The following is a 23666-nucleotide window of genomic DNA, read 5'->3' on the forward strand; positions in this document are numbered from 1 at the left end:
GGCGGATCCTATGCAGTGGATCGCTGTTTAGATTTCAACCAACGCATCTGTGCCATGAGCCTCGACGCCGACGCCAAGAAGGTCCTGCTTCGCAAGATCCCCCATGGGCTCTTCATCTGCGGCGTTCGCAACGGTGATGAGGTCAACGGATTCACGGCCAGCTGGGTGACCCAGGGATCGTTCGAACCGCCCTTGGTGGTGATGGGTGTTCGGGCTGACAGCAGCAGTCACGCCATCATCGAGGCCACCGGCAAGTTCTCGCTCAACGTGCTGCGGGCCGATCAGAAAGATCTGGCAGCCGTGTTCTTCAAGCCCCAGAAGGCGCTCGGTGGTCGCTTTGAAGCGGCACCCTTCGAGGAGGGCGAACTTGGTCTTCCCCTGCTCACCGATGCCGTCGGTGGTGTGGAGTGCGAACTCGTGGGCTCGATCAAGCATGGTGACCACACCGTGTTTGTGGGCGAAGTGAAAACTGCGCGCCTGATCGCCGATGGCGAGGCCCTGAACCTGGCCAGCACCGGCTGGAATTACGGCGGCTGAGCTGGCCTTGTGGATGCCGCCTCCGGTGCACCGCTGCTGACGCAGCCCGAGCGTCTTGATCGCCGCCTCAAAGAGATCCCCGCTGAGCCGGGTTGCTATCTGATGCGGGACGGCGACGACCGGATCCTCTACGTCGGCAAGTCGAAGGCGTTGCGCAGCCGCGTTCGCAGCTATTTCCGCAGTCGGCATGATCTGTCGCCACGGATCCGGCTGATGACACGCCAGGTCTGTGAGATTGAGTTCATCGTCACCGACAGCGAGGCGGAGGCCCTCGTTCTCGAGTCGAACCTGATCAAGAACCATCAGCCGCACTTCAACGTGTTGCTGAAGGACGACAAGAAATATCCCTACCTCTGCATCACCTGGAGTGAGGCCTACCCGCGGATTTTCATCACCCGTCGCCGTCGCTTCCGCAGCCCCCTGGATCGCTTTTACGGGCCCTATGTCGATGTGGGGCTGCTGCGCCGCACCCTGTTCCTGGTGAAGCGGGTGTTCCCGCTGAGGCAACGACCCCGGCCGATGTACCCCGACCGCACCTGCCTCAACTACAGCATCGGGCGCTGTCCGGGGGTCTGCCAGGAAAAAATTAGCTCAGAGGACTATCACCGCACCCTGCGCAAGGTGGCGATGGTGTTCCAGGGCCGCAGCGATGAACTGCAGCAGCTGCTTCAGGAGCAGATGGAGCGGTATGCCGAGCGAATGGACTACGAGTCGGCGGCCCGGGTTCGCGATCAACTTCAGGGGCTGGATCAGCTCACCGCCGATCAAAAGATGAGCCTGCCGGATTCCTCGGTGAGTCGCGATGTGCTGGCCCTTGCCTTTGATGAACGTTTGGCGGCCGTGCAGCTGTTTCAGATGCGCGCTGGGAAGTTGGTGGGACGTCTTGGCTACACCGCTGACGCCTCAGGTCTGGAACCTGGACTGATCCTGCAACGGGTGATCGAAGAGCACTACAGCCAGGTGGATTCCGTTGAGGTGCCCCCCGAGTTGTTGGTGCAGCACGCTCTGCCCCAGCAGAAACTGATGGAGGATTGGCTCTCGGAACAGCGCGAGCGTCGGGTGCAGATCCACTGCCCGCAGCGCCAGCAGAAAGCCGACCTGATCGAACTGGTGCAGCGCAACGCGGAGTTTGAGTTGCTCCGCGCCAAGCAAGGTCAGGAGAAGCAGTCGTTGGCCACGGAGGATCTGGCGCAACTGCTGGAGTTGCCCACCCCGCCGCGACGGATCGAGGGCTACGACATCAGTCACATCCAGGGCAGCGATGCCGTGGCCTCCCAGGTGGTGTTCATCGACGGGCTGCCCGCCAAGCAGCACTACCGCAAGTACAAGATCCGCAGCAGCAGCATCCGCGCTGGCCACAGCGACGACTTCATGGCGATGGCGGAAATCATGCGCCGTCGTTTCCGGCGCTGGGCCCGGGCCAAGGCGGAAGGGGTGGATGTGGGTGCCCTGCGTCACAAAGGTGGCAGCGCTCTGCAGACCGACGGCCTCAACGACTGGCCCGATGTGGTGATGATCGACGGTGGCAAGGGCCAGCTGTCTGCCGTGATGGAGGCCCTTCGCGAGCTTGATCTGCACGAGGATCTCAACGTCTGCTCCCTCGCCAAGCAGCGCGAGGAGGTGTTTCTCCCCGGCGAAAGCCAGCCGCTGGAGAGTGAACCGGATCAGCTCGGAGTTGTGCTCCTTCGCCGCCTTCGCGACGAAGCCCACCGTTTCGCTGTGAGCTTCCATCGCCAGCAGCGTGGTGAGCGCATGAAGCGTTCACGCCTCTCGGACATCCCCGGAGTTGGGCCCAAGCGGGTCAAGGATCTCTTGGCCCACTTCCATTCGATTGATGCCATCCAGCTGGCATCGGTTGAGACCCTGTCCAAGGCCCCTGGCGTCGGACCGGCTCTGGCCCGCGACATCCACGATTTCTTCCATCCTTCCGACGACGGAGCCGACGCTGACGCCAGGGCTGCTTTAGAAGAGCAGCCTCAGGAACTCCCCGCATGATCCGTCAGCTCTGCATGGCTCTGGCAGGAGTGTTTCTCCTCGCTACTCCGGTTTGGGCGTCTCCCGGGCTGTGCACGGGGCCTGTGTGTGCCGACGGCATCACCCGAAGCGCGAAGAACCACTGGCAGCTGGTGCTGCGGCTTAACGATCAGCAGGGCCATCGCGAAAAAGTGGTGATGAATTGCCGGGCTGGCCAGTTGAGCCCCATGGCCGGGCCCGTGGATCGTGCCTATGCCACCGCCCTGGGTCGACGCGCCTGCCGTCTTGCTGGGGAGGACAGCTGACGGTGGATCTCAGTCTCGTTTTTTCCCATCAGCTGTTTGAGCACCATCCCGCGCTTCGGGCGGGACGGGCCGTGGCCCTGATCGAAGATCCGCTGCTGTTCGGCACTGATCCCCGCTGGCCCATCCAGGTGCATCGGCAGCGCCTGCTCCTGCATCGGGCCTCGATGAATGCCTATGCCGAGATGCTTCAGGCCAAGGGCTTCACCGTGTTGCGGGTGCTCCAGGGGCAGGCGGCCAGCACCGCTGAGATCCTCGGAGATCTGCTCGATCAGGGCTACCGGGCCTTTCATCTGGCGGATCCGGTGGACGATGTTCTGAGCCAACGGATCTCCGCCTTCGCCTCCCGCCACGGCTGCGGTCTGGAGATCATCGCCACCCCGATGCTGCTCACTCCAGAGGCCGTCATCGAGGACCATTTCGCCTCCGGCAAGAAGCCCCTGATGGGTCGCTTCTACGAGATGCAGCGCAAGCGACTGGATCTGCTGATCGATCCTGATGGTGGTCCTGTTGGTGGCCGCTGGAGTTTCGATGCCGACAACCGCAAGAAGCTCCCCAAGGGAATCGTGGTTCCGGAGCCACCGGCCGAACGCTCCAGCGCAGCAAACGCCATCGTTGAATCCGCCCGGAAGCAACTCATTGAGGAGGGTGTGGTCGGTATCGGCAGCTGGGACGGGTTCCATTACCCCGTCACCCATGGCGATGCAGCCCGTTGGCTGGATCAATTCCTCGAACAACGCCTGCGCCAGTTCGGTGCTTATGAGGATGCGATCAGCACCCAACACCAGGTGATGTGGCACAGCGTGCTCACGCCGATGCTCAACATCGGTCTGCTGACGCCGCAGCAGGTGCTGGATCGAACCCTGGAGCGGGCTGAAGCCGGTGACATCCCCCTCAATTCATTGGAGGGATTTCTGCGTCAGATCGTTGGCTGGCGGGAGTTCATGGCGGCAATGTACCGGCGCCATGGGGTGGAGATGCGCAACGGCAATTTCTGGGGCTTCGACGACCGGCCGATTCCCTCCGCCTTCTACACCGCATCCACGGGTCTGCCCCCGATTGATGACGCCATCTGCCATGCACTGGAGACCGGCTATTGCCATCACATCGAACGCCTGATGCTCCTGGGGAATGTGATGCTCCTTTGCGGATTCCATCCAACCCGGATCTACACCTGGTTCATGGAGCTGTTTGTGGATGCCTACGACTGGGTGATGGTTCCCAACGTCTATGGCATGAGTCAGTTCGCTGATGGTGGCATCTTCACCACCAAGCCCTATCTCTCCGGCTCGAACTACGTGCGCAAGATGTCGGATTACCGCAAAGGTGAGTGGTGTGACACCTGGGATGGCCTGTTCTGGACGTTCATCCATCGCCATCAAGACTTCTTTCGGCGCCAATACCGGCTGGCGATGATGGCCCGCAACCTGGATCGCATGGCTCCCGAGGTTCTGTTGGCCCATCAACGTCGAGCCGGTGATTTTCTTGACGCGCTCACCTGAACCCTGCGTAAGGTCGCCCCAGATCAGTTGTGTTGATGACGTTTTCGCCCGAGGCCTACCTCTGGTTCAAGACCCTGCACATCGTTGGGGTCGTGGTTTGGTTTGCGGGCCTCTTCTATCTGGTGCGCCTGTTCATCTATCACGTTGAAACGGAGGAACTGGCGCCGGAACTGCAGCAGCCGTTCCGCGATCAGTACACCTTGATGGAGAAACGGCTCGCCAACATCATCACCACGCCGGGAATGGCTGTGGCGGTATCGATGGCCATCGGGTTGCTGCTGGCCCAGCCCTCCTGGCTTCAGCAGGGCTGGATGCACGCCAAGCTCGGTTTTGTGGCGGCCCTGCTGGCTTACCACGTGTTTTGTTACCGGCTGATGGGCCAACTCCACGCTGGCACCTGTGCCTGGTCAGGCAAGCAGCTGCGCGCCCTGAATGAGCTGCCCACGCTGCTGCTGGTGATCGTGGTGATGCTGGTGGTGTTCAAAACGCAGTTCCCCACCAGCGCAGCGACCTGGTTCATCGTCGCCCTGGTGGTGTTCATGGCAGCGTCGATTCAGTTCTATGCCCGTTGGCGCCGCCTGCGGGCCGAAGCCTCCGCCAAAGCCTGAGATGAGGGTTGAAATGACCCACCCCCTCAAAGCCGTGCTCGAACAGGTGGGACCGTCGAGCTGTCCCACCACGCACAACTTCCACTGCCACACCATCTGCAGTGACGGCAGCCTCGAACCGCTCGAGCTCATCCAGCAGGCCACCGAGCGGGGGCTCAAGCACCTGGCGGTGACGGATCACCACAGCAGCCATGCCCACCGGGAGATTCAGGTCTGGCTGGATCAGAAGCGTGCCAGCGGTGTTGAGGTCCCCATGGTGTGGAGCGGCATGGAAATCAGTGCACTGCTGAAGGGGTGCCTCGTTCATGTGCTCGCCCTTGGCTTCGAGCTCAACCACCCTGCGCTCCAGCCCTACAACCGTGGTGATGCCGTCGTCGGTGAACCGCTAAGGGCTGAGGCGGTGGTGAAAGCCATCCATGAAGCCGGTGGATTGGCAGTGTTGGCCCATCCCGCCCGTTACCGCCTGGGCCATGACGTGCTGATCGATGAGGCGGCCCGGCTTGGTTTCGATGGTGGTGAGGCCTGGTACGACTACGAGATGCAACCAACCTGGTCTGCCAGCCCGTTGATCTGCGAGGCCATCGATCGTCAGCTGAGCAACCTTGGCCTTTTGCGTACGTGTGGCACCGATACCCATGGAATTGACCTTTGCGGCCGCTAAGTTCATTCCATCTCAGTTCCGGTCGACATGGGCTTCTTGGATCGTCTGCTGAAAAAGGATTCCGCAGATTCCGACTCCACGATTCAGCCGCGCAAGCCGGCAAAGGAGAAGCCGGCCGAGTTCTTCCTTGATGCCGACGCTTCCTCCTCCCTCGGGGATGTGAACTACATGCGCGAGTCGAAGACGATTCGCCGCACCTTCCCCGGCACCGTCGACAGTCCCGGCACCAAGGAGCAGATCATGGAGGTGGCTGCCGAAACCGAGAAGCTTGAGAAGCGCAGCGAAGGCCTCGGTGGCGTCGTCAAGAAGGAAGAATCCATCAGCCTTAACGCGGGGATTCCTACCCCAGTGAAGAAAACCTTCGCTGAGCAGGTGAGCACCGAGGAGATGAGCAAGCGCCTCAAGGGCACGGCCATCACGGGTGTGAACACCCCTGCTCCCGCCGGTGCTGCTCCCCTCGGCCGTAAGGAAGAGCTGAACCCCAAGGAGGAACCGGTGGCCAAGGCGGGTTCCGCTGCGCCGTCCTCCAAGCCTGGATCGATCGATCCGTTCCGTCAGATGGTTCGCGACCTCAACAAATAGGGCTTCCCCGTTCAATCTGGGCTTCGCTGCTGATCACCAGCTGTTGCAGGTGAAGCAGCTGGTCTTTCGTTGCTGACGTCCAAAGGCCTCGATTCGAGGCCTCCAGCAGCCGTTCGGCCATGTCCCTCAGCACCCAGGGGTTGCTCCCCTTGAGGAAGTCGAGGATTTTCGTCTGGCTGAGCCACTGCTCACACAGCGCGCCGTAACACCAATCGGGTACGCGATCGGTGGAGGCGTCGTAGGCAAAGAGGTAGTCAAGGCTGGCCCCCATCTCGAAGGCACCCTTGTAGCCGTGCTGCATCATTCCTTCGATCCAGCGGGGGTTGAGCATCCGGCTGCGCATCACCTTGTCCAATTCCTTTTCGAGCCGGTGCAGGCGAGGCCGTTCGGGGCGGGAATGGTCTCCGAACCACAGTTGCGGCCGTGCTCCTGACACCTCTTCCACCGCTGCACTAAGGCCCCCCTGGAACTGGTAGTAGTCGTCGGAATCGAGCAGGTCGTGTTCGCGGTTGTCCTGGTTGTGGAGCACCACCTGCACCCTGCCCAGGGCCTGCTCGAGGCCGTAACGATCAAGGCTGGGGGCAGCGGCACCGTCGTACGACCATTGGCTCCAACTGAGAAAGGCCTGGCCCAGGTCTGCTCGGGAGTCCCAGGCGCCACTGTCGATCAGGGCTTGCAGACCGGCTCCGTAGGCACCGGGAGCGGATCCATAAATGCGGCCCTGGGGCCCGCCTTGACGGGTGAGCTCGGCGAGGGGATTCAGTTCATCCGGTTCATCAAGAGCCGCCACCATCGACTGGGCCTGATGCACCCAGTCCACCAACTGGGGGAAGGCGTCGCGAAACAGCCCGGAGATGCGCAGCACCACATCCACCCGCGGTCGACCCAGCAAACGGGCTGGAATCACCTCCAGGTCCACCAACCTTCGGGTGGGGCCGTCCCAAACCGGTCGAACACCGATCAAGGCCAACAGCTGTGCGATGTCTTCTCCGCCATTGCGCATCGTTGCTGTTCCCCAGACCGATAACGCCAGATGGCGCAGCGGTTCCCCCTGCTCCAGCAGATGGAGATCCAGCAACTGCTCCGCCGAGCGTCGCCCCAGGTCCCAGGCGGCTTCCGTGGGCAAGCCCCGCAGATCGACGGAATAAAAATTGCGGCCGGTGGGCAACACATCGGGGCGACCACGACTCGGTGCTCCTGAAGGTCCTGCAGCGATGCGCTGCCCCTGAATGCCCCGCAGGAAGGCCTCCTTTTCAGCTGAGGCACAACCGTTCAAGCGGGGCCAGAGGTCGTCGTGCAGGTTCTGCAGGCAGGGATCCGTTCGGCTCCAGGTCCGGAACGGTTCCGCCAGTCCGTCGCCCTGGTCCCCATGGATGATCCATCGGATCAACAACTGGGCCTGCTGTTCCAGCCACGCGCAACCATCCCCCACCCGTCGGCAGTTCGCGCCACCCAGCAGCCTCAGGCGGGCCTGATCCGCCTCCGAGAGCTTGTCGCCTTCGTCCTGCTGCCAGGGGTCAAAGCCCAGTTCTGCCTGCAGGGCCATGGCCTGCAGCAAGCCGGGCTGTCCCTGCCGGGGGGGACGGGCCAGGGCGACCAGCAGCTCATCGGCGGCTTCTGTCGATGGCGCCACACCAAACCGATGCAAGCCGGTGCGGATCTGCGATTCCTTGAGCTCGCAGAGATAGGTTTCCGCCTGATCCAGACAGGTCTCAAGCAGCTCCGGTTGGCGGCGAATCTCCGCTTGGCTGGGGATTCCGGGCCAGTTGAGGGACAGCAGGCTGGAATGCACCGCCTGTTCCAGCACCCGGGCCCGCTGGCCGCCGAGCTGCCGCACCTCCACCAGTTCATCCAGCAGGCCCTCCAACCGTTGCAGTGGTCCGTGCAATCCAGCACGCCCCAAGGGCGGTGTGAGGTGGTCCAGCACCACGGCATGACCCCGTCGCTTGGCCTGAGATCCTTCGCCGGGGTCGTTGACGATGAAAGGGTAAAGGTGAGGAATCGGTCCCAGGGCCAGCTCGGGGCCGCAGGCATCGCTCAACCCCACCGATTTGCCCGGCAGCCATTCCGCACTGCCGTGCTTGCCCACATGCAGCATCACCTGGGTCTGATGCACGCAGCGCAGCCAGAGGTACTGAGCCAGATACCGGTGCGGTGGCGGCAGATCCGGTGAGTGGAGATCGGCGATCTGATCGGCGTCATAACCGCGATCCGGCTGGATCAGCACCACCACATGGCCGAAGCGCAGGCCATGAATGGCAAACCCCCTGTTTGGATCCAGATCGCAGGCGGCTTCTGGAGGTCCCCAACGGGATTCGATCAGGCGTCGAGCCGATTCCGGAACGCTGGTCCACCACTTCTGATAGGTGTTGAGGGGCAGATAATCCAGCGCTGGGCGGTGCTGTCCGTCCGGTGCATTGGTGCGACCGGACAACAGCTGTTGCATCAGGCCATCGCCTGAATCCGGCAAGGCTCCCGAACCGAGGTCATGGCCGGCGTCAGCCAGCCAGCGGAGCATCCGCGCCGTGCTGTCTGGCGTATCAAGGCCCACGCCATTGGCCACACGACCGTCGCGAACGGGATAGTTGGCCAGCACCATCGCGATGCGCCTCTGGGCACAGGGGGTCTGTCGCAGCTCCACCCAGCGACGGCTGTGCTCGGCCAGCCATGCGAGTCCAGATGGATCCGGCCGCAGGCAGGGAATGGCCGTGGCCAGGGGGCCGGTGGTCTGCAGGTGGTCACGAAAACCGCAGGGCCGCGTGGTGATCCGAGCATCCAGCTCCGGCATCACCACCTGCAACGACAGATCCATCGGATTCAGCCCCTGGCTGCTCTCCAGCCACTGGGCCCGGCTGCGGCTGCTGCTGAGCAGCTGCAACACCGGTCGATCGAGCCGATCCCAGAGAGGGCTCCCAAGGCCGGCCTGCTCGGTCTGCACCGAGGCAAAGGACGTGCCCGCAATCACCAGCTCAGCTCTTTGCTGACTTAACAGGTCGTGGACGCCGGCCTGCACCGCCGGGTTTCTCAGGCTGCTGACCCAGAGCAGACAGGGCCGCAGTCCCTCTTTCCGAAGTGCGGCCGTGAGGGCATCCGCCAGGGCAAGCTCTCCGGCTTGAAACTGAGCCCGATAGAGAACGATGCCCACCGCAGCCCCGGCTTCGTCGCGCCAATCCCAGGGCATCGGATCGGGGCAAGGCACCACCGCAACGTTGTCGGGTGATGGGGGGGTGCCCTCCAGCAGAGCCTCGAGAGCTCCGAGGAACCGCCCCATGTTGTCGATGCCTCCTTCCCGCAGCAGTGCCGACAGCTGATCAGCCAGTTCAGAACTGCAGGAGCCCAACCCATGCAGCTCGTTGCTCTGATCAGCCGTTCCGGCAAGGACGAGCAGTTGTCGCTGCTTTGCTTCGCTGCACCAGCGCTGCAGTTGCTCCAGGCCGTAGCTCCAGTGCCCACGGCTGCCGAGCAGACGCACCACGATCAAGTGCGCCGCCTGGGCGGTGGTGTTGAGGTAGTGGTCCAACTGGGCTGGGTGGTCCAGGCAGCTCAGGGGCAGCGCCCGGATCCGCTCATTCCAGGCCGGGTTTCTTGGCAGGCAGGCGTCCAGGCAGCTGATGTCTGTGCCTGCGCTGGTGAGGAACAGCACATCCGCGCCCGGCTGCTCCACGAGCACCACATCTTCCGGTGGGTCCAGACCCGGACAGGTGGCAAGGCGATGCATGACCCCATTCTCCGTGTTGCGGTGCGCGGTGGTGAGAAGATTCAGCGATCGGATCCATCACGGTGATGCATCAGTTCCTGCCCTATGCCTGGTTCCAGGGCCAGTGCGTCCCCTTCGAGGAGGCCAGGATCTCCATTGCCACCCATGCCCTGCACTACGGCACCGGTGCCTTCGGCGGCATGCGCGCCATTCCCGATCCCCAGAACAGCAACACCATGCTGCTGTTCCGTGCTGATCGGCATGCCCGGCGTCTCAGCCAGAGCGCCAGGTTGCTGCTCACGGATCTGAGTGAGGACACGATCCTCTCGGCGCTCACGGCAATGCTGCAGGCCAACAAGCCTGATCAGCCGATCTATCTGCGGCCCTTTGTGTACACCAGCGATCTGGGCATCGCCCCGCGCCTGCACAACATTGAGACCGACTTCCTGATTTATGGGCTCCCGCTGGGGGATTACCTGTCTCCGGAGGGGGTGAGCTGCAGGATCAGCAGCTGGACCCGCCAGGAGGATCGCTCCCTGCCGTTGCGCGGCAAGATCTCCGGCGCCTACATCACCAGTTCCCTAGCCAAGACGGAAGCCGTGCAGAGCGGTTTCGACGAAGCCTTGCTGTTGAACAGTCGCGGCAAGATCAGTGAAGCCAGCGGCATGAACCTGTTCCTGGTGCGTGATGGCCAGCTGATCACGCCTGGAGTTGATCAGGACATCCTTGAGGGCATCACCCGCGCCAGCGTGATTGAGCTGGCCAAAGCGATGGACATCCCAGTGATTGAACGTCCGGTGGACAAAACCGAGTTGTTCATTGCCGATGAAGTGTTCCTCTCAGGTACGGCCGCCAAGGTGACGCCGATCCGTCAGATCGAATCAACGGTGCTGAACGCCAAGCGTCCTGTGATGGATGCCCTGAAGGCCAAGCTCGTGGCGATCACCGAAGGACGGGATCCTGCCTATGAGCACTGGGTCACCCGTATTCCGATCTCCTAGATCAACCGCCTGAAGTTCGCCCTGAGCTTTTCTTAAGATCGGTGCTTCCAAGAGGGTGCATCGATGGTGGTGACGCAGGCAGATCAGCAAGCCACCACCTCCGCATTCCTCCAGTACCTGCATGGGCCACAGCGTCCTGTGCTCGTGTTCGACGGTGCCACCGGCACCAGCCTTCAGGGGCTTGGGCTCACGGCGGATGATTTTGGTGGTCCTGACCTGGAGGGTTGCAACGAGAACCTGGCGGTCACCAAGCCGGATGCAGTCAAGGCAGTGCATCGCCAGTTCCTCGAGGTGGGCTGCGATGTCATCGAAACCGATACCTTCGGCGCTGCATCGATTGTGCTGGCGGAATACGGCCTTGAAGACAAGGCCTTTGAGCTGAACAAGCGGGCAGCCGAGCTGGCCCGGGAAATGGCTGATGAATTCAGCACCCCTGAGAAGCCACGTTTCGTGGCGGGCTCCATGGGGCCCACCACCAAGCTGCCCACCCTTGGCCACATCGATTTCGACACGATGCGGGATTCGTTCCGCGAGCAGGCTGAGGGACTGATCGCCGGCAACGTCGACCTGTTCATCGTCGAAACCTGTCAGGACGTGCTGCAGATCAAGGCAGCACTCCAGGGCATCGAAGCGGCCTTTGCCGCCACCGGTGAGCGGCGGGCCCTGATGGTCTCCGTCACGATGGAAACCACGGGCACCATGCTCGTCGGTACGGACATCGCCGCTGTGGTGTCGATCCTTGAGCCATTCCCGATTGACATCCTCGGCTTGAACTGCGCCACCGGTCCAGAGCAGATGAAGGAGCACATTCGCTACCTCTCTGAGCATTCCCCCTTCACCGTCAGCTGCATTCCCAACGCCGGACTGCCGGAAAACGTTGGCGGGGTGGCCCATTACCGCCTCACCCCGGTGGAGCTGAAGATGCAGCTGATGCACTTCGTTGAAGACCTCGGCGTGCAGGTGATCGGTGGATGCTGCGGCACCACTCCCGCCCACATCGGCAGCCTTGCGGAACTGGCGCAGGAGCTCAAGCCGGCTGAACGCCCCTCCCGCTGGGATCGTGCCAGCGCGGAGGATGTTCGCCCCAGCCTCAATTACGAGCCCGCAGCCTCATCGATCTATGGCGTCACGCCTTATCACCAGGACAACTCTTTCCTGATCATTGGTGAGCGGCTCAATGCCAGTGGCAGTCGCAAGGTGCGCGAACTGCTGGCGGAGGAAGACTGGGACGGGCTGGTGTCGGTGGCCCGCGGCCAGGTGAAGGAAAACGCCCACGTGCTCGACGTCAACGTCGACTACGTCGGTCGCGATGGCGAACGGGACATGCACGAGTTGGTGAGCCGTCTCGTCACCAACGTCAACCTGCCCCTGATGCTCGATTCCACCGAGTGGCAGAAGATGGAGGCGGGCCTGAAGGTGGCTGGGGGGAAATGCATTCTCAACTCCACCAACTACGAAGACGGTGACGAGCGCTTCTTCAAGGTTCTGGAGCTTGCCCGCCGCTACGGCGCCGCTGTGGTGGTCGGCACGATCGATGAAGACGGGATGGCCAGAACGGCCGAGAAGAAGTTCGCCATCGCCCAGCGGGCCTATCGCGATGCCCTCGAGTTCGGCATCCCCGCCCACGAGATCTTCTACGACCCCCTGGCCCTTCCCATCTCCACTGGCATTGAGGAAGACCGGCTGAATGGTCGCGCCACCGTGGATGCCATCCGGATGATCCGGGAGAACCTCCCCGGCGTGCACGTGGTGCTCGGGGTCAGCAATGTGAGTTTCGGCCTGTCACCGGCGGCCCGGATCACCCTCAATTCGGTTTTCCTTCACGACTGCTGTGAAGCCGGTATGGATTCGGCCATCGTCAGCCCCGCCAAGATCCTCCCGCTGATCAAAATCAGCGACGACCACCAGAAGGTGTGTCGTGATCTGATCAATGACAACCGCCGTTTCGAGGACGGCATCTGCGTCTACGACCCGCTCACCGAACTCACCAAGCTGTTTGAGGGAGTGAGCACCAAGGAAGCCCGTGCTTCGGGCCCCTCGCTGGCGGATCTTCCGATTGAGGAACGGCTCAAGCAGCACATCATTGATGGTGAGCGCATCGGCCTGGAGCCCTCCCTGGACGAGGCGTTGCAGACCTACCCCCCTCTGCAGATCATCAACACCTTCCTTCTGGATGGCATGAAGGTGGTGGGTGAATTGTTCGGTAGTGGCCAGATGCAGCTCCCCTTCGTGCTGCAAAGTGCCGAAACGATGAAATCCGCCGTAGCTCACCTCGAGCCGCACATGGAAAAAAGCGAGGGCGAGAGCGCAAGCAAGGGCAAGTTCCTGATCGCCACGGTGAAGGGCGATGTCCACGACATCGGCAAGAATCTGGTGGACATCATCCTCACCAACAACGGTTATGAGGTGATCAATCTGGGCATCAAGCAGAGCTGTGAAGCCATCGTTGAGGCCCAACGTGAACATCAGGCCGATTGCATCGCCATGAGCGGTCTGCTGGTGAAGTCCACGGCCTTCATGAAGGACAACCTCCAGGCCTTCAACGATGCGGGCATTGATGTTCCTGTGATCCTCGGCGGTGCGGCACTGACCCCACGCTTCGTGCAGAAGGATTGCCGTGAGGTTTACGACGGCAAGGTGATCTACGGCCGTGATGCCTTCGCTGATCTGCGCTTCATGGACGCGTTGATGGATGCAAAGCGCAGCGACAACTGGACCAACACCAAGGGCTTCCTTGCGGATGCTCCCCAGGGGGTTGGCCTGGATGAAGGGTCGACAACCTCCGAGAGCGCTGAGGAGACATCCACCTCCGCATCGGATGCTCCGGCTGCGGATCTGCCGCCGGTGAGCTCAGATCGATCCGACGCCGTTCCCGCTGAAACCGCACCGGTGGCGCCCTTCCTCGGCTCTGCTGTGATCACTGAGGCCGACATTGAGATCGCCGAGGTCTTCCACTACCTCGACCGCAATGCCCTCTTCGCTGGCCAGTGGATGCTCCGCAAAACCAAGGAGCAGAGTCGGGACGACTACGAGGCGATGCTTCAGGAGAAGGCAGAGCCGGTGTTGCAGGAGTGGATGCAGCGCTGCATCAACGAGTCACTGTTGACCCCCCGGGCGGTGTACGGCTACTTCCCTGCGGGACGCGATGGCAACACCCTTCGGGTGTTTGATGCCGATGGCACGCGGGAACTCGGGTGTTTTGAGCTTCCTCGTCAACGGTCTGGCAACCGCTACTGCATTGCCGATTTCTTCAACGATCTGGACGCTGAGGGACGCCCAACCGACGTGCTGCCGATGCAGGCCGTGACCATGGGCCAGAAGGCCTCTGTGGTGGCGCAGGAGCTGTTCAAGGGCGATCGCTACAGCGATTACCTGTACTTCCATGGCCTGGCGGTTCAGATGGCCGAAGCGATGGCCGAATGGGTGCACGCACGGATTCGCTCGGAACTCGGTTTCGCAGATCCAGCTGGCATGCCCCTGCGGGATGTGCTGGCGCAGCGGTACCGCGGCAGCCGTTACTCCTTCGGCTACCCCGCCTGCCCGAATGTGGCCGACTCCAGGCAGCAGCTGGACTGGCTCGGGGCTGAGCGAATCGGCTTGAGCATGGACGCCAGCGATCAGCTCGAACCGGAGCAAAGCACCACAGCATTGGTGGCGCTGCACTCCCAGGCCCGTTACTTCAGCGCCTGAGCCCTGAGGGGCGTCCCATAGCCTGAGGCGCCCTGTTTGTGTTCACCATGGCCATTGCCGGACCGGATGGTGTCGATGCCGCCATCAAAGCTGGTGTGGATCTTGATGGAAGTCCAATCCCTGAAGCGATGCTCGCCCTTTACAACCAGGTGATGGATCTGGAAAGTCAGCGCGCCCGCAGTGGTGTTCTGAAGTCGATGCGCAACAGGGTGGTCAAGACCGGAGCCAAGCATTTCGACCAGGAAACGCTCAATCAAAGGCTCCTTGAGGCCGGATGGGACGGTCTGAAGGACAAGGAGATCGCTTTCTTCTACGGATGATCTCCTGCTGACGGAGAAGCACCCTCTGCCGGGCTCAGTCCTGGCAGAGCTTCTCCATCGTGTCGATCACCTCTTGCTGGAACGATTCCAGGGCACTGGACTCGCTCAGATCAAGGCCTTCGCCAGCGGCGTTCTGGGCCAGGTCCTGGAAATGAAAGGCTCCCTCTCCATTGGCAAGGAACTCGATCGCCGAGCTTTCACCGCTCTCGCGAAACGCATCGCAGAGCGCCAGAAAAGCAGCGTCTTCAGTGAACTCCCAATCCATCGAGTGGACATGACTGAATGACCTTTAACCCGCTCCCCCAGGGGTTCGTCAACCGTCTGAAGTCAAAATGTGCCAGTCCTTGGGCAGACTCCCCCTCAAACGAGCGCTCAGATGTCCAGCAGCAGCCCCGAATTTCCGCCGGCCAGGAACGTTCTTGGCGACCCACTGGAGAGTTGCAGTTGTGAACCGATGACGGGTTGGTATCGCAATGGTCTCTGCCAAACCGATCCATCGGATCTCGGCCAGCACAGCATCTGCTGCGTGATGACCGAGCAATTTCTCAGTTACAGCAAGGCCCAGGGCAATGACCTGAGCACACCGATGCCCGCGTTTCAGTTCCCGGGCTTGAAACCAGGGGACCACTGGTGCGTCTGTGCACCGCGCTGGAAGCAGGCCTACGACGATGGCGTCGCACCGCTGGTGCGCCTGGAGGCCACGGAAGACACAGCCCTGACGGTTGTCAGCCTTGACCAGCTGAAGCAGCACGCTCACCAATCGATCGACTGACCGTCCCAGGCGAGAAAAGCTCCTGATTGTTCCGGTGTCTGTTGCAGCAACACTTCAACCAACTGACGCGCAGCCCGTTCTGGAGTGAAAAGTTTGTCCGGAGCCACGAAGCTCTGGAACGGACGAGACAGGGCTGTGTCGGTCGTACCGGGATGCAACAGGCTCACGGTGGCCAATGGCCAGCGGCGGGCCCATTCAATGCTCAGGCAGCGCAGCAGCTGGTTCTGGGCCGCCTTGGCCGCCCTGTAGCCGTACCAGCCCCCGGTGCGGTTATCGCCGATGCTTCCCACGCGAGCACTGAGGCTGGCGAAATGAAAGGGTTGATCCCGCTGCAGCAAGGGCTCGATCGCCTTGGCCAGCAGGATCGGTGCCATGGCGTTGATGCCGAATTGCTGCTCCAACTGAGATCGATCGATCTGTTGAAGACGTTTTTCCGGTTGAAGCCCAGGACCATGCAGACGGCCGCTGCAGTTGAACACCAAACGCAGGGGGAGCCCCTGGGCTCGCAGGCTTGAGCTCAGACCATCCAGATCACTGTCGTTCTCGAGGTTCAGTTGCAGTGAGGAGGTCGGAGGTCCATGACGTCCAGCGGTCAGCACCTTCAGATCAGGGCAGGTGCGCTTTAGTTCTGCTGCCACCGCCGCTCCGATCCCGCCGGGGCCAACCACAAGACCCAAGCCAGCCCAAGTGGTCGTAGTTTCTTCGACCATGTGAACTTGCTGCGAAGAGGAGACCGTCTAGCGGAAATCAGGCATCATCGGCTGGTGGCTCTGACAGCAGTTCTGGTGCCGATGCGCTGTCATTTCTGGCTCCCGGCCGCGATCGGAAGTCTTTTCATGGCCTCTTTGATCGGCTGGTTGGCTCGGCCGCTCTCACAGCGGCCTGGTCAGCTCAGATCAAGCTTGGCTGATCTGCTCGATCACGATTCAACCGTTGGTTCGAGTGTGGTTCCAAAGGTGCCGCCTGGTGCTGACCATGTGCCCCTGGAGATCCGCGTCGGTTTGGTCAGCCAGAGCCCTATCACCGCCTTCCGACCCCGACCCAACGTGCTCTGTCGCTACCAGCACGGCGATGTGATCCCTGCCCAAGAGCTGATGAAGAGGATCGCTTCCTCACCTCAGCATGAGATTCATTGCTCCGGTGGACCTGTTCAGATCAATCAGAACCCATATCAAGGCGATGTATCACTGCTGAAAGGCCAGGGTGATTGGCTGCCGGTGGTCTCGCTTGATCTGGATACCTACGTGGCCTCAGTGGTTGGCGCCGAAATGCCCAGCAGTTGGCATGGGGAAGCCCTCAAGGCGCAAGCCGTTGCAGCCCGCTCCTATGCGATGGCCCATCTCGCCCGACCGGCAACGACGGCGTATCACCTGGGGGATACAACCCGTTGGCAGGTGTTTGCAGGGGAGCAAAGCACCACCCCGGCCAGTCGTTCAGCAACACGGGAAACCCGCGGGATCATCCTGAGTTACAGCGGCGGCATTGTGGAAAGCCTTTATGGGTCAAATGCGCAGGTGAGTGCTGAAGCCCATGGCCATCTCGGCGCCAGCATGAGTCAATCAGGGGCACAGCAACTTGCCCATCAGGGACACCCCTTTAATGCCATTCTCGGCAGGTACTACGCAGGAGCCTCGCTGGCACGGTTGACATGGCATGACCAGTGAACTGCTTCGAAAAGCGATGGAGGTCACGGTTGCATCGACCGCATCCGGAGCTCTTGTTCCACTCGACACCTCATTGAGCCATCTGGTCGGGGAAAGAGGCTGTCGCTTTGAGTTGCGCCACCTCCTCAGCGCCACACCAAAACACCTTCGAGCATCGGGTCCAAAGCCAAATCCGTTTCTTCCCTGGGACCAACGTCTGGAGGTTGACCGGATCGGTGAATCCCACGTCGTAATCCTGAACAAATATCCCGTTCAGACCTCCCACATGTTGCTCATCACCCAGGACTGGCAACCCCAGACCGGTTGGTTGTCCTTGGAGGATTGGCACTCACTCGCCAGGATTGATGCCACGACGACGGGGCTGTGGTTCTTCAACAGCGGGCCTGATGCCGGCGCCAGTCAGCCCCATCGACATCTGCAGTTGTTGCCGCGGTTAGAAGGGGAGCGGATCTGTGCTCGGGACGATTGGTTCCGTTGCTGTGCGGCTGGCACAACCACGTCTGCTCAGGATCCTCTGTTGCGCAGTGCACGGGTCGCAGCGATCAGTTCAACCTTGACGGGTGAAATGCTTCAAGCGTTGTATCTCGCCCTGGCTGAAGACCTCGGTCTGGGGCACCCCAGCACCGATGAATGTCCTCGAGGGGCTTACAACCTGCTGATCACACGGCAGTGGATGGCCATGGTTCGCCGCAGCAGGGAGGGAATTCGCGGCTTCAGTGTCAACGCCCTCGGCTTCGCCGGATCCTTATTGAGCACTGAAGTCTCCGATCGAGAGTGGATTCATTGTTCTGGACCGGAGGCCCTGCTTCAAGCTGTTGTCGACACGCAGGACTGAAAAGTTCGGTGATGGCACGGATGTCTTGACTTGCTTCTCTCTGCCAAGGCTGGAGATGCAACTCACAACCATCCTTTGGACAAGACCTGCCTCAAGCGTCGGAACCGTCAAATTCAGGAAAACCTGCATCTGGTTCAACCCATTGCCCGTCATTACGCCCAACAGACAGGCCTAGAAAGCGACGATCTCCTGCAAGTGGGATGTCTTGGCCTGATCAAGGCCTACAACCGCTACGACGCCCAGCGGGGGGCTCCCTTTCCAAGCTTCGCCAAACCGCACATCCGGGGAGCGATTCTCCACTTCCTTCGCGACAGAGTCGGATTGATTCGACTCCCCAGGGCCGTTGAAAAACGGGCCATGCAGATGGTGCGCAGTTCGGAGGGCTCTGCTCTGAGCCCAGCCGATGCCCTGGTGGTTGACCACTACCGCAGCAAGCAGCACTGGGTGGAATTCAACGACGACCTTCTCGACGAGACAGCGCAAGGGATGGATCTGGTCGAACGCTCGGAGGCCTGGAGCAGGGTGAACAAGCTCTTCCGCAACCTTGAAAACGGCGACCAACGTGCGCTGCAGATGGTCGTCATTGATGGGATGAGTTTGAGGCAGACAGCGCGACTGCTTGGGGTTCCAGCGATGACAGTTCAGAGGCGCGTGAAACGCGGCCTCAATACCATCGCGAAGCAGTTGAACGCTGCTCAGCCTGACGCCTGAACATCGCGATCCATCTGTTCCTGAAGAGTTTTGATGGCAGCATTCAGGGCCGACAGCTGCCGTTCAGCACCATCACGCCAGAACCTCAGCATCGACAACTTCCGTTCCTGATGCTGGCGACGAAGGCTTGTGTGATCGGTGGTGGGGCTACAGCAAAACGGAGGAAGCATGTCAACGTCGACGTTGGATGCATGCTGACCGATTTTCAAGCGTGGTGTGACTCACCAATCACTTGGCTGTCTCAGAAGGTGGAACTACGTTGTGAATTAGGAGCATCCACATCGTGGTGTCGACGTCGTTCCGCACACCACAACAGCAAGCCGCATGAGTCTCAGGCAAATCCCAATCTTGGTCTTGACCTGCGTCTCGCTTGCGGGTTTGGAGTTCCTTCCTCAGCGCAGCGCTGAGGCCTATGTCGCCCTGATGGCGGGCCAAAAGGCACGACCTCTCAACGGCACCTTCAACAACGTTCCGGTTCTTCATTCCAATCAACCGGAGATCGTCACCGGTCCAGGAATCCTGGTGAACACGGCTGCAGGAACGGCCATCGCTGCCGAGTCGAACCAGCCGCTTCGCAACGCTGCCCACACCTTCAACGGTGAGTTCGGCGTTCATATGCACCACAAGTACTACCCCAAAGACCAAGCCAAGCTGGGGGGGCGTCGATCCAGGGGCTTGATGACCCTGGCACTGATCGCGACGAATCCCGGATCAAGCCCGATCACACTCAAATTTGACCGAGGCTCCGTCAAAAACAGTTTTGAAGCGCCTTATCACCCGAATCACTTGATGGGGGTCAAACCCCTCGGGAAGCGTCCTTGGAACACAGGACCAGGCGATGCCACCGCCGTTCAATTGCTGCGCGGTGAACTGGACCGAAAATTACCCGAACAGGTCGTGATTCCGGCAGGAGGGCAGAGGGTTGTGGTGCGCACTGTGCTCCCTGCCCGTGGCATTGCCAACGGGTTGCTGAGAGGACGCAGCAACGGTCCTTTCACGATGGCTGTCGTTGCGGCCGAACAATCAGCACAGGATGCCGATCTGTTCGCAGTGCTGCAGTCGGGGCGACTGGCACCGGGAAGGATTTATCTCAACCGGATTCGAGAGATCCAGCTGGGTCGTGTTTTCTCCCGGGTGGCCGGCGTTGCCCTGGGCGATGCCTACAAAGCTGAGATCAGCCATGACCTCAACCAGGGGCCACTCCACGTGCCCCTGACCAGCACGAAGCGGCATCACTTCGGTACCAGCGATGTTCAGGTCAATCCGTTGACCACACGGATGGTTGATTCCGCTCTGAACAACGTCGGAACCTATGGGGTTCGCTACGACGTGACCCTCAATGTTTCTGGTGCAGGGTCCCATCAACTGGTGCTCAGTCACCCGGTTGTGTCTGGCAAGAAGACGTTCACAGCCTTCCGTGGATCGCTGCAGATTCGTCAGGATCGAACCCTTCAAGAGGTTCACGTGGGCATGCGCTCAGGGGAGAGCCTGGCCCTGGCTGATCTCAACCTTTTGCCTGGCACGCGCAAGGCGGTGAAGGTGAGCTTGGTTTATCCGGCTGACGCCACCCCAGGCCATCTCCTCAGTGTGGTTCCCGTTCAGCAGCTGGCCATGCTTCATCGCCGCAAGCAACAACAGCGAGACGCTCAGGTCAAAATCGCGGAAAGTAAATTCCGCATGGTGGGGCCGAAGACCGCTCCTCCTTCTCCTGAAGCCAAGCCTGTTGTTGTGAACTCTGCACCTGTGAGGCCAGCACCTGCGAGTCCAGCATCTGTGAGGCCGGCTCCTGTGATTCCTGCAGTGGTGCCTGTCGCCCGACCCGGTTACGGCGAAGTGATTCGATCTCAGCAGCAATGGTTGCTCCAGCTTCAGGGTCGATAACCTGCCCCAAGGTGGATTGAACTTTTGAGCGGCGAGGACTCAAAACGTCAACGCATCTCTGTGGAGATGTCAGAGCCCATGGTCGCGTTGATTGACCAGCTCAAGGGTGAATACGGAGCCCGTTCCCGGGGCCGGGTGCTCGAAATGCTCCTCCAGGATCTGCTCGACCCGGCGGATGCCGCATCGGATCCTGAGGTCGATCCTCTCAAGGACGATGCAGAACCAGCTGTTGCCACTGGGCCCGATGAGGTCACCAGTCTCGTTCTGATCTCAACGGGGAACCAACAGCAAGGGGGTGAAGACGCTCCAACCTCAGCCTCTGGGCTTCCTTCGGGGGGTGGCTCCTCAGGCATCGACCTGCCGGGGTTCGTCAGCAAGCGCACCAGTCAGCTGAAAGCGACGCTTCGCTCTCCGCAGCAACGCGATTCCCCTCAGAACGACCCCCTTGTTTCAACGGTGGACCTCACCGATCTAAGAGAGGCCAGTGCTGCCGCAGAAGAACACTGGAGGTCCCTCTATGGCCAACCACCGGGCCCAACCGTGATTGAAGCGGCCATGACCTGGCTGGCCCGAGACGTCTGGTCCAGCACCGATGCCAGTGATGGGCGTCCATTCACCTGGTCGGCTGCGAATGCAGCCGTTGAGACGCTCTGTGCCAGCTGGGAGTCAAGCGACCCATCGCTTGGTCGGGTGATGGTCGTGGCTGGCGCTCTTGAGGACCCCTTTGCCACGTCTTCATTGGCGGAACGGATGCCGACCCTGATCCGCCGCTTTGTGAACCGTTTTCGCCGCAGCAGACAGGTCACTTCCTTTGAAACCCTTGAGTCGACCATGACGGTGCATGGGGCTCTCAAGCTGTTGGGTTTATCAACCCAAGCAGGAACTTCGGTCACTCTCAGCTCCATTCGGGAGGCTTACAAGCAACGGGCGCTTGAAGAACATCCTGATGCGGGTGGATCCACCGATGCAATGCGCCGACTCAATGAGGCCTATCGGCTGCTGCGCGAGCTGTACAGAAACCGTTGACTGCATGTCTCCACTGAGACGCAATACAAGTCCACTTATGTGTCTTACCTGAGACGGCTGTGTTGTCATTCAGACCAGCTCCTTGGCTTCGAACAATCAACCAAGCACTGAGGGCCAACATGGCCACGGAACCACACAGCGCCAATAGATCAGTGGCGTTGTACACCTCGAAGCCGATGGTCTTTTTGAACGCCGCAACAATCAGGCCTACAACAATCACATTGGACAGATTGTTCTGCAGGCTTTGGAGGCTGTTCACCGAGAGAATGTTGGTGTGCTGCTCTTCGCCACCCTCCAGGAGTGGATCAAGGTCTGAAATCACCAGCTCGTAGATGCCATAGCCAAAGATCAGCAGGGCGATGCCGATCACGAAATAATCAACCCCTCCCACCATCTGGGCGATGGTTTTGGCCGCAACGCTCTTGGTCGTGAAGGGCAGGCGCATGATCACAAGGAAAGCGTTGAAGACCTCAACCGCTCCAATGACGAAGCAGCCAACGCTTTCGAGCAGGCTCAGTACCACCGGAACGATGCTGATCAGCCGGAATTTCCAGATCAGCCGTTCAAACCGATGTTCAATCCATCGCGCCGCCATGGTCAGATCCGATCATCCGTTCGCAGTCCGAACAGCTGAATCATGGGACTTGGCTGCGACACATTTCAGGACCCAATAAGAGTCTTATCTGCAACGAGCACTAATTCTCAAGATTCAAAAAATGGTGGTTTTTATTTGCCGCGTAGTCGAGATTGTCGCAGCGCCCTTCCTTCCGCAAAAACCATTGTCTTGATGACTTTACCTGTTGTCCACGGCCAGTCCAGGGGTGGCCTGTGACCGGTAAAACCTTTTGAAAACAGGGGTTTTCAGCCCTGCGTACCTGCTGTAGACACAGGTACGCAATAAAAGCTAACTATTTTGGACCTTGAAACCTCGAATCCGGACCAGTTTCCGGCTGTTGATGCGGGGATCGGTTCACAGCTTTCATCACACATCTCTCCATAATCATGAAGCCAGAGACAAGTACCAAGCAGCGCAGTATGGACTTGGCATGAGTCTTGGTTGACGTCTCACCCGGGACGAATTGACATTGCGAGGCCTCGACCAGGGCTGTTCAAGAATGTCGACCTATGGACTAGGCAGAGACCTGACGCCCTCGAGTAGCCGATCGAATCATCGAGAGGATGCCTTGCACGACTTCAGCAGATGATTGGCAGAAAATAAAAAGCAGATTTTCATCTCTCAGGTCTCAACTGAGGCGCATTTCAGGTCTTGAAAACTGTCTCAGTCAAGACAAGTGGACAATAAAAAACCGGGCTCGAGGGCCCGGCTCTTTTGAAAACGTTCAACGTTGAATCAGGTGGACGTCTGCATGCCCTGAATCAAGAAGTCGAAATAAGGAGACGTGAGCTTCACCTGCTGTTCCGACAACAACGACAGGGACGCTTCCTTCATGCACTTCATGGCTTCAACCATTCCGGGCATCGGAACACCAAGGCTGTTGTACATCTCGCGAGCACCAACTAGACCGATCTCCTGGATCATTTCGGTGCTGCCGGCCAGAACTCCGTAGGTGATCAGACGGAGGTACCAGCTGTAGTCGCGAAGGCACTGGGCCCGCTGGCGCTGACCGTAGGCATTGCCGCCAGGGGCGACGTACTCAGGTTTGCGACCAAACAGTTGCTTGGCGGATTCGTCGACGATCTTTTTTTCGTTCTCGGTCAGAACCTTGACCACAGAAACGCGCATGGCGCCTTGGTCGAGGAAATCCACCATGGTGCGGAGTTCTCCGCTGGTGGGATACCGCAGATCGTCATCGGCCTGGAGGATGAGATCCCGGACAACGCTCATGGAACTGGGCAGGCTTCGTGGAGTTTAGTGGTCTCGGCCCGTTCACCTGACCCATCA

Annotated in this window: 21 protein-coding genes; 16 read left to right on the forward strand and 5 right to left on the reverse strand. The window is 60.5% G+C overall.

What is annotated here, in order from left to right; all coding sequences use genetic code 11:
• Positions 1 to 54: 54 nt before the first annotated feature.
• Genes AAXE93_RS03095 through AAXE93_RS03125 form a run of 7 tightly spaced genes read left to right on the forward strand, consistent with a single transcriptional unit; the run spans position 55 to position 6166 of the window.
• Positions 55 to 537, forward strand: a complete 483-nt coding sequence (locus tag AAXE93_RS03095) for a flavin reductase family protein (protein WP_115009275.1) — start codon at positions 55 to 57, stop codon at positions 535 to 537.
• Positions 538 to 546: 9 nt separating this feature from the next.
• Complete coding sequence (uvrC, locus tag AAXE93_RS03100; protein ID WP_390128022.1) at positions 547 to 2532, forward strand: excinuclease ABC subunit UvrC; 1986 nt, start codon at positions 547 to 549, stop codon at positions 2530 to 2532.
• Complete coding sequence (locus AAXE93_RS03105) at positions 2529 to 2816, forward strand: hypothetical protein (protein WP_390128024.1); 288 nt, start codon at positions 2529 to 2531, stop codon at positions 2814 to 2816. The genes uvrC and AAXE93_RS03105 overlap by 4 nt, the downstream gene beginning before the upstream one ends.
• Positions 2817 to 2818: 2 nt before the next feature.
• Positions 2819 to 4315: a cryptochrome/photolyase family protein gene (locus AAXE93_RS03110; protein ID WP_390128027.1), complete on the forward strand. Its 1497-nt coding sequence runs from the start codon at positions 2819 to 2821 to the stop codon at positions 4313 to 4315.
• Between the two features lie 35 nt (positions 4316 to 4350).
• The gene (hemJ, locus tag AAXE93_RS03115; protein ID WP_115132641.1) at positions 4351 to 4923 is read left to right on the forward strand and encodes a protoporphyrinogen oxidase HemJ; all 573 of its coding nucleotides are present in this window, start codon (positions 4351 to 4353) and stop codon (positions 4921 to 4923) included.
• Between the two features lie 13 nt (positions 4924 to 4936).
• On the forward strand, positions 4937 to 5584 hold the full coding sequence (locus AAXE93_RS03120; protein ID WP_390128030.1) for a PHP domain-containing protein: 648 nt from the start codon (positions 4937 to 4939) through the stop codon (positions 5582 to 5584).
• Between the two features lie 27 nt (positions 5585 to 5611).
• On the forward strand, positions 5612 to 6166 hold the full coding sequence (locus AAXE93_RS03125; RefSeq protein ID WP_115009061.1) for a hypothetical protein: 555 nt from the start codon (positions 5612 to 5614) through the stop codon (positions 6164 to 6166).
• On the opposite strand, the gene cobN is transcribed toward AAXE93_RS03125, so the two are convergent.
• Positions 6156 to 9884 (reverse strand): cobaltochelatase subunit CobN, encoded by a 3729-nt coding sequence (gene cobN, locus AAXE93_RS03130; protein ID WP_390128033.1) that lies wholly within the window; start codon positions 9882 to 9884, stop codon positions 6156 to 6158. The two genes, AAXE93_RS03125 and cobN, sit on opposite strands and share 11 nt — an antisense overlap.
• 65 nt (positions 9885 to 9949) lie before the next feature.
• Here cobN and AAXE93_RS03135 point away from each other — a divergent pair, with 65 nt between their 5' ends.
• The 3 genes from AAXE93_RS03135 (at position 9950) to AAXE93_RS03145 (ending at position 14874) form a co-directional block, all read left to right on the forward strand.
• Positions 9950 to 10864, forward strand: a complete 915-nt coding sequence (locus AAXE93_RS03135; RefSeq protein ID WP_114989162.1) for a branched-chain amino acid transaminase — start codon at positions 9950 to 9952, stop codon at positions 10862 to 10864.
• Positions 10865 to 10927: 63 nt separating this feature from the next.
• A complete protein-coding gene (metH, locus tag AAXE93_RS03140) occupies positions 10928 to 14554 on the forward strand; it encodes a methionine synthase (RefSeq protein WP_390128036.1) in 3627 nt (1208 codons plus the stop codon).
• Positions 14555 to 14601: 47 nt separating this feature from the next.
• Positions 14602 to 14874: a DUF4090 family protein gene (locus tag AAXE93_RS03145; protein ID WP_114989215.1), complete on the forward strand. Its 273-nt coding sequence runs from the start codon at positions 14602 to 14604 to the stop codon at positions 14872 to 14874.
• 34 nt (positions 14875 to 14908) lie between these two features.
• On the opposite strand, the gene AAXE93_RS03150 is transcribed toward AAXE93_RS03145, so the two are convergent.
• Positions 14909 to 15139: a hypothetical protein gene (locus AAXE93_RS03150; protein ID WP_006851429.1), complete on the reverse strand. Its 231-nt coding sequence runs from the start codon at positions 15137 to 15139 to the stop codon at positions 14909 to 14911.
• 111 nt (positions 15140 to 15250) lie between these two features.
• On the opposite strand from AAXE93_RS03150, the gene AAXE93_RS03155 reads away from it, so the two are divergent.
• Positions 15251 to 15646 (forward strand): DUF2237 family protein, encoded by a 396-nt coding sequence (locus AAXE93_RS03155; RefSeq protein ID WP_115082290.1) that lies wholly within the window; start codon positions 15251 to 15253, stop codon positions 15644 to 15646.
• On the opposite strand, the gene AAXE93_RS03160 is transcribed toward AAXE93_RS03155, so the two are convergent.
• Positions 15628 to 16356, reverse strand: a complete 729-nt coding sequence (locus AAXE93_RS03160; protein ID WP_390128040.1) for an SDR family NAD(P)-dependent oxidoreductase — start codon at positions 16354 to 16356, stop codon at positions 15628 to 15630. The genes AAXE93_RS03155 and AAXE93_RS03160 overlap by 19 nt on opposite strands.
• Positions 16357 to 16482: 126 nt before the next feature.
• Between AAXE93_RS03160 and AAXE93_RS03165 the strand changes: the two genes are divergently transcribed.
• From AAXE93_RS03165 to AAXE93_RS03185, 5 genes are all read left to right on the forward strand, one after another.
• Positions 16483 to 17310 carry a SpoIID/LytB domain-containing protein gene (locus AAXE93_RS03165; protein WP_390128043.1) on the forward strand — a complete coding sequence of 276 codons (828 nt, stop codon included), beginning with the start codon at positions 16483 to 16485 and terminating at the stop codon, positions 17308 to 17310.
• On the forward strand, positions 17300 to 18145 hold the full coding sequence (locus AAXE93_RS03170; RefSeq protein WP_390128045.1) for a DUF4922 domain-containing protein: 846 nt from the start codon (positions 17300 to 17302) through the stop codon (positions 18143 to 18145). Before AAXE93_RS03165 ends, AAXE93_RS03170 begins: the two co-directional genes overlap by 11 nt.
• A gap of 30 nt (positions 18146 to 18175) precedes the next feature.
• Entirely contained in the window at positions 18176 to 18856 is a 681-nt protein-coding gene (locus AAXE93_RS03175; RefSeq protein ID WP_390128047.1) for a sigma-70 family RNA polymerase sigma factor, read from the forward strand.
• Positions 18857 to 19180: 324 nt separating this feature from the next.
• On the forward strand, positions 19181 to 20737 hold the full coding sequence (locus tag AAXE93_RS03180; protein ID WP_390128049.1) for a DUF3370 family protein: 1557 nt from the start codon (positions 19181 to 19183) through the stop codon (positions 20735 to 20737).
• A 78-nt stretch (positions 20738 to 20815) separates the two neighbouring features.
• Positions 20816 to 21763, forward strand: a complete 948-nt coding sequence (locus tag AAXE93_RS03185) for a molecular chaperone DnaJ (protein WP_390128052.1) — start codon at positions 20816 to 20818, stop codon at positions 21761 to 21763.
• Here the strand turns inward: AAXE93_RS03185 and AAXE93_RS03190 are convergent.
• Together AAXE93_RS03190 and AAXE93_RS03195 are read right to left on the reverse strand one after the other, a co-directional pair.
• Positions 21717 to 22358, reverse strand: coding sequence for a YqhA family protein (locus AAXE93_RS03190; protein ID WP_390128054.1), 642 nt, complete (start codon positions 22356 to 22358; stop codon positions 21717 to 21719). The genes AAXE93_RS03185 and AAXE93_RS03190 overlap by 47 nt on opposite strands.
• Positions 22359 to 23114: 756 nt before the next feature.
• Complete coding sequence (locus AAXE93_RS03195; RefSeq protein ID WP_114989152.1) at positions 23115 to 23609, reverse strand: allophycocyanin subunit alpha-B; 495 nt, start codon at positions 23607 to 23609, stop codon at positions 23115 to 23117.
• Positions 23610 to 23666: the final 57 nt, after the last annotated feature.

Origin of the sequence: Synechococcus sp. HIMB2401, from assembly GCF_042883245.1 — a bacterium.
In the GTDB taxonomy this organism is placed as follows: Bacteria; Cyanobacteriota; Cyanobacteriia; order PCC-6307; family Cyanobiaceae; genus Parasynechococcus.

Excerpts from the sequence above, each read along its gene's own strand:
- AAXE93_RS03095 (WP_115009275.1), top strand. The coding sequence starts at position 55 with ATGAGCCTCGACGCCGACGCCAAGAAGGTCCTGCTTCGCAAGATCCCC.
- AAXE93_RS03105 (WP_390128024.1), top strand. The coding sequence starts at position 2,529 with ATGATCCGTCAGCTCTGCATGGCTCTGGCAGGAGTGTTTCTCCTCGCT.
- hemJ (WP_115132641.1), top strand. The coding sequence starts at position 4,351 with ATGACGTTTTCGCCCGAGGCCTACCTCTGGTTCAAGACCCTGCACATC.
- AAXE93_RS03120 (WP_390128030.1), top strand. The coding sequence starts at position 4,937 with ATGACCCACCCCCTCAAAGCCGTGCTCGAACAGGTGGGACCGTCGAGC.
- AAXE93_RS03125 (WP_115009061.1), top strand. The coding sequence starts at position 5,612 with ATGGGCTTCTTGGATCGTCTGCTGAAAAAGGATTCCGCAGATTCCGAC.
- cobN (WP_390128033.1), bottom strand. The coding sequence starts at position 9,884 with ATGCATCGCCTTGCCACCTGTCCGGGTCTGGACCCACCGGAAGATGTG.
- AAXE93_RS03135 (WP_114989162.1), top strand. The coding sequence starts at position 9,950 with ATGCATCAGTTCCTGCCCTATGCCTGGTTCCAGGGCCAGTGCGTCCCC.
- metH (WP_390128036.1), top strand. The coding sequence starts at position 10,928 with ATGGTGGTGACGCAGGCAGATCAGCAAGCCACCACCTCCGCATTCCTC.
- AAXE93_RS03145 (WP_114989215.1), top strand. The coding sequence starts at position 14,602 with ATGGCCATTGCCGGACCGGATGGTGTCGATGCCGCCATCAAAGCTGGT.
- AAXE93_RS03150 (WP_006851429.1), bottom strand. The coding sequence starts at position 15,139 with ATGGATTGGGAGTTCACTGAAGACGCTGCTTTTCTGGCGCTCTGCGAT.
- AAXE93_RS03155 (WP_115082290.1), top strand. The coding sequence starts at position 15,251 with ATGTCCAGCAGCAGCCCCGAATTTCCGCCGGCCAGGAACGTTCTTGGC.
- AAXE93_RS03160 (WP_390128040.1), bottom strand. The coding sequence starts at position 16,356 with ATGGTCGAAGAAACTACGACCACTTGGGCTGGCTTGGGTCTTGTGGTT.
- AAXE93_RS03165 (WP_390128043.1), top strand. The coding sequence starts at position 16,483 with ATGGCCTCTTTGATCGGCTGGTTGGCTCGGCCGCTCTCACAGCGGCCT.
- AAXE93_RS03170 (WP_390128045.1), top strand. The coding sequence starts at position 17,300 with ATGACCAGTGAACTGCTTCGAAAAGCGATGGAGGTCACGGTTGCATCG.
- AAXE93_RS03180 (WP_390128049.1), top strand. The coding sequence starts at position 19,181 with ATGAGTCTCAGGCAAATCCCAATCTTGGTCTTGACCTGCGTCTCGCTT.
- AAXE93_RS03185 (WP_390128052.1), top strand. The coding sequence starts at position 20,816 with ATGGTCGCGTTGATTGACCAGCTCAAGGGTGAATACGGAGCCCGTTCC.
- AAXE93_RS03190 (WP_390128054.1), bottom strand. The coding sequence starts at position 22,358 with ATGGCGGCGCGATGGATTGAACATCGGTTTGAACGGCTGATCTGGAAA.
- AAXE93_RS03195 (WP_114989152.1), bottom strand. The coding sequence starts at position 23,609 with ATGAGCGTTGTCCGGGATCTCATCCTCCAGGCCGATGACGATCTGCGG.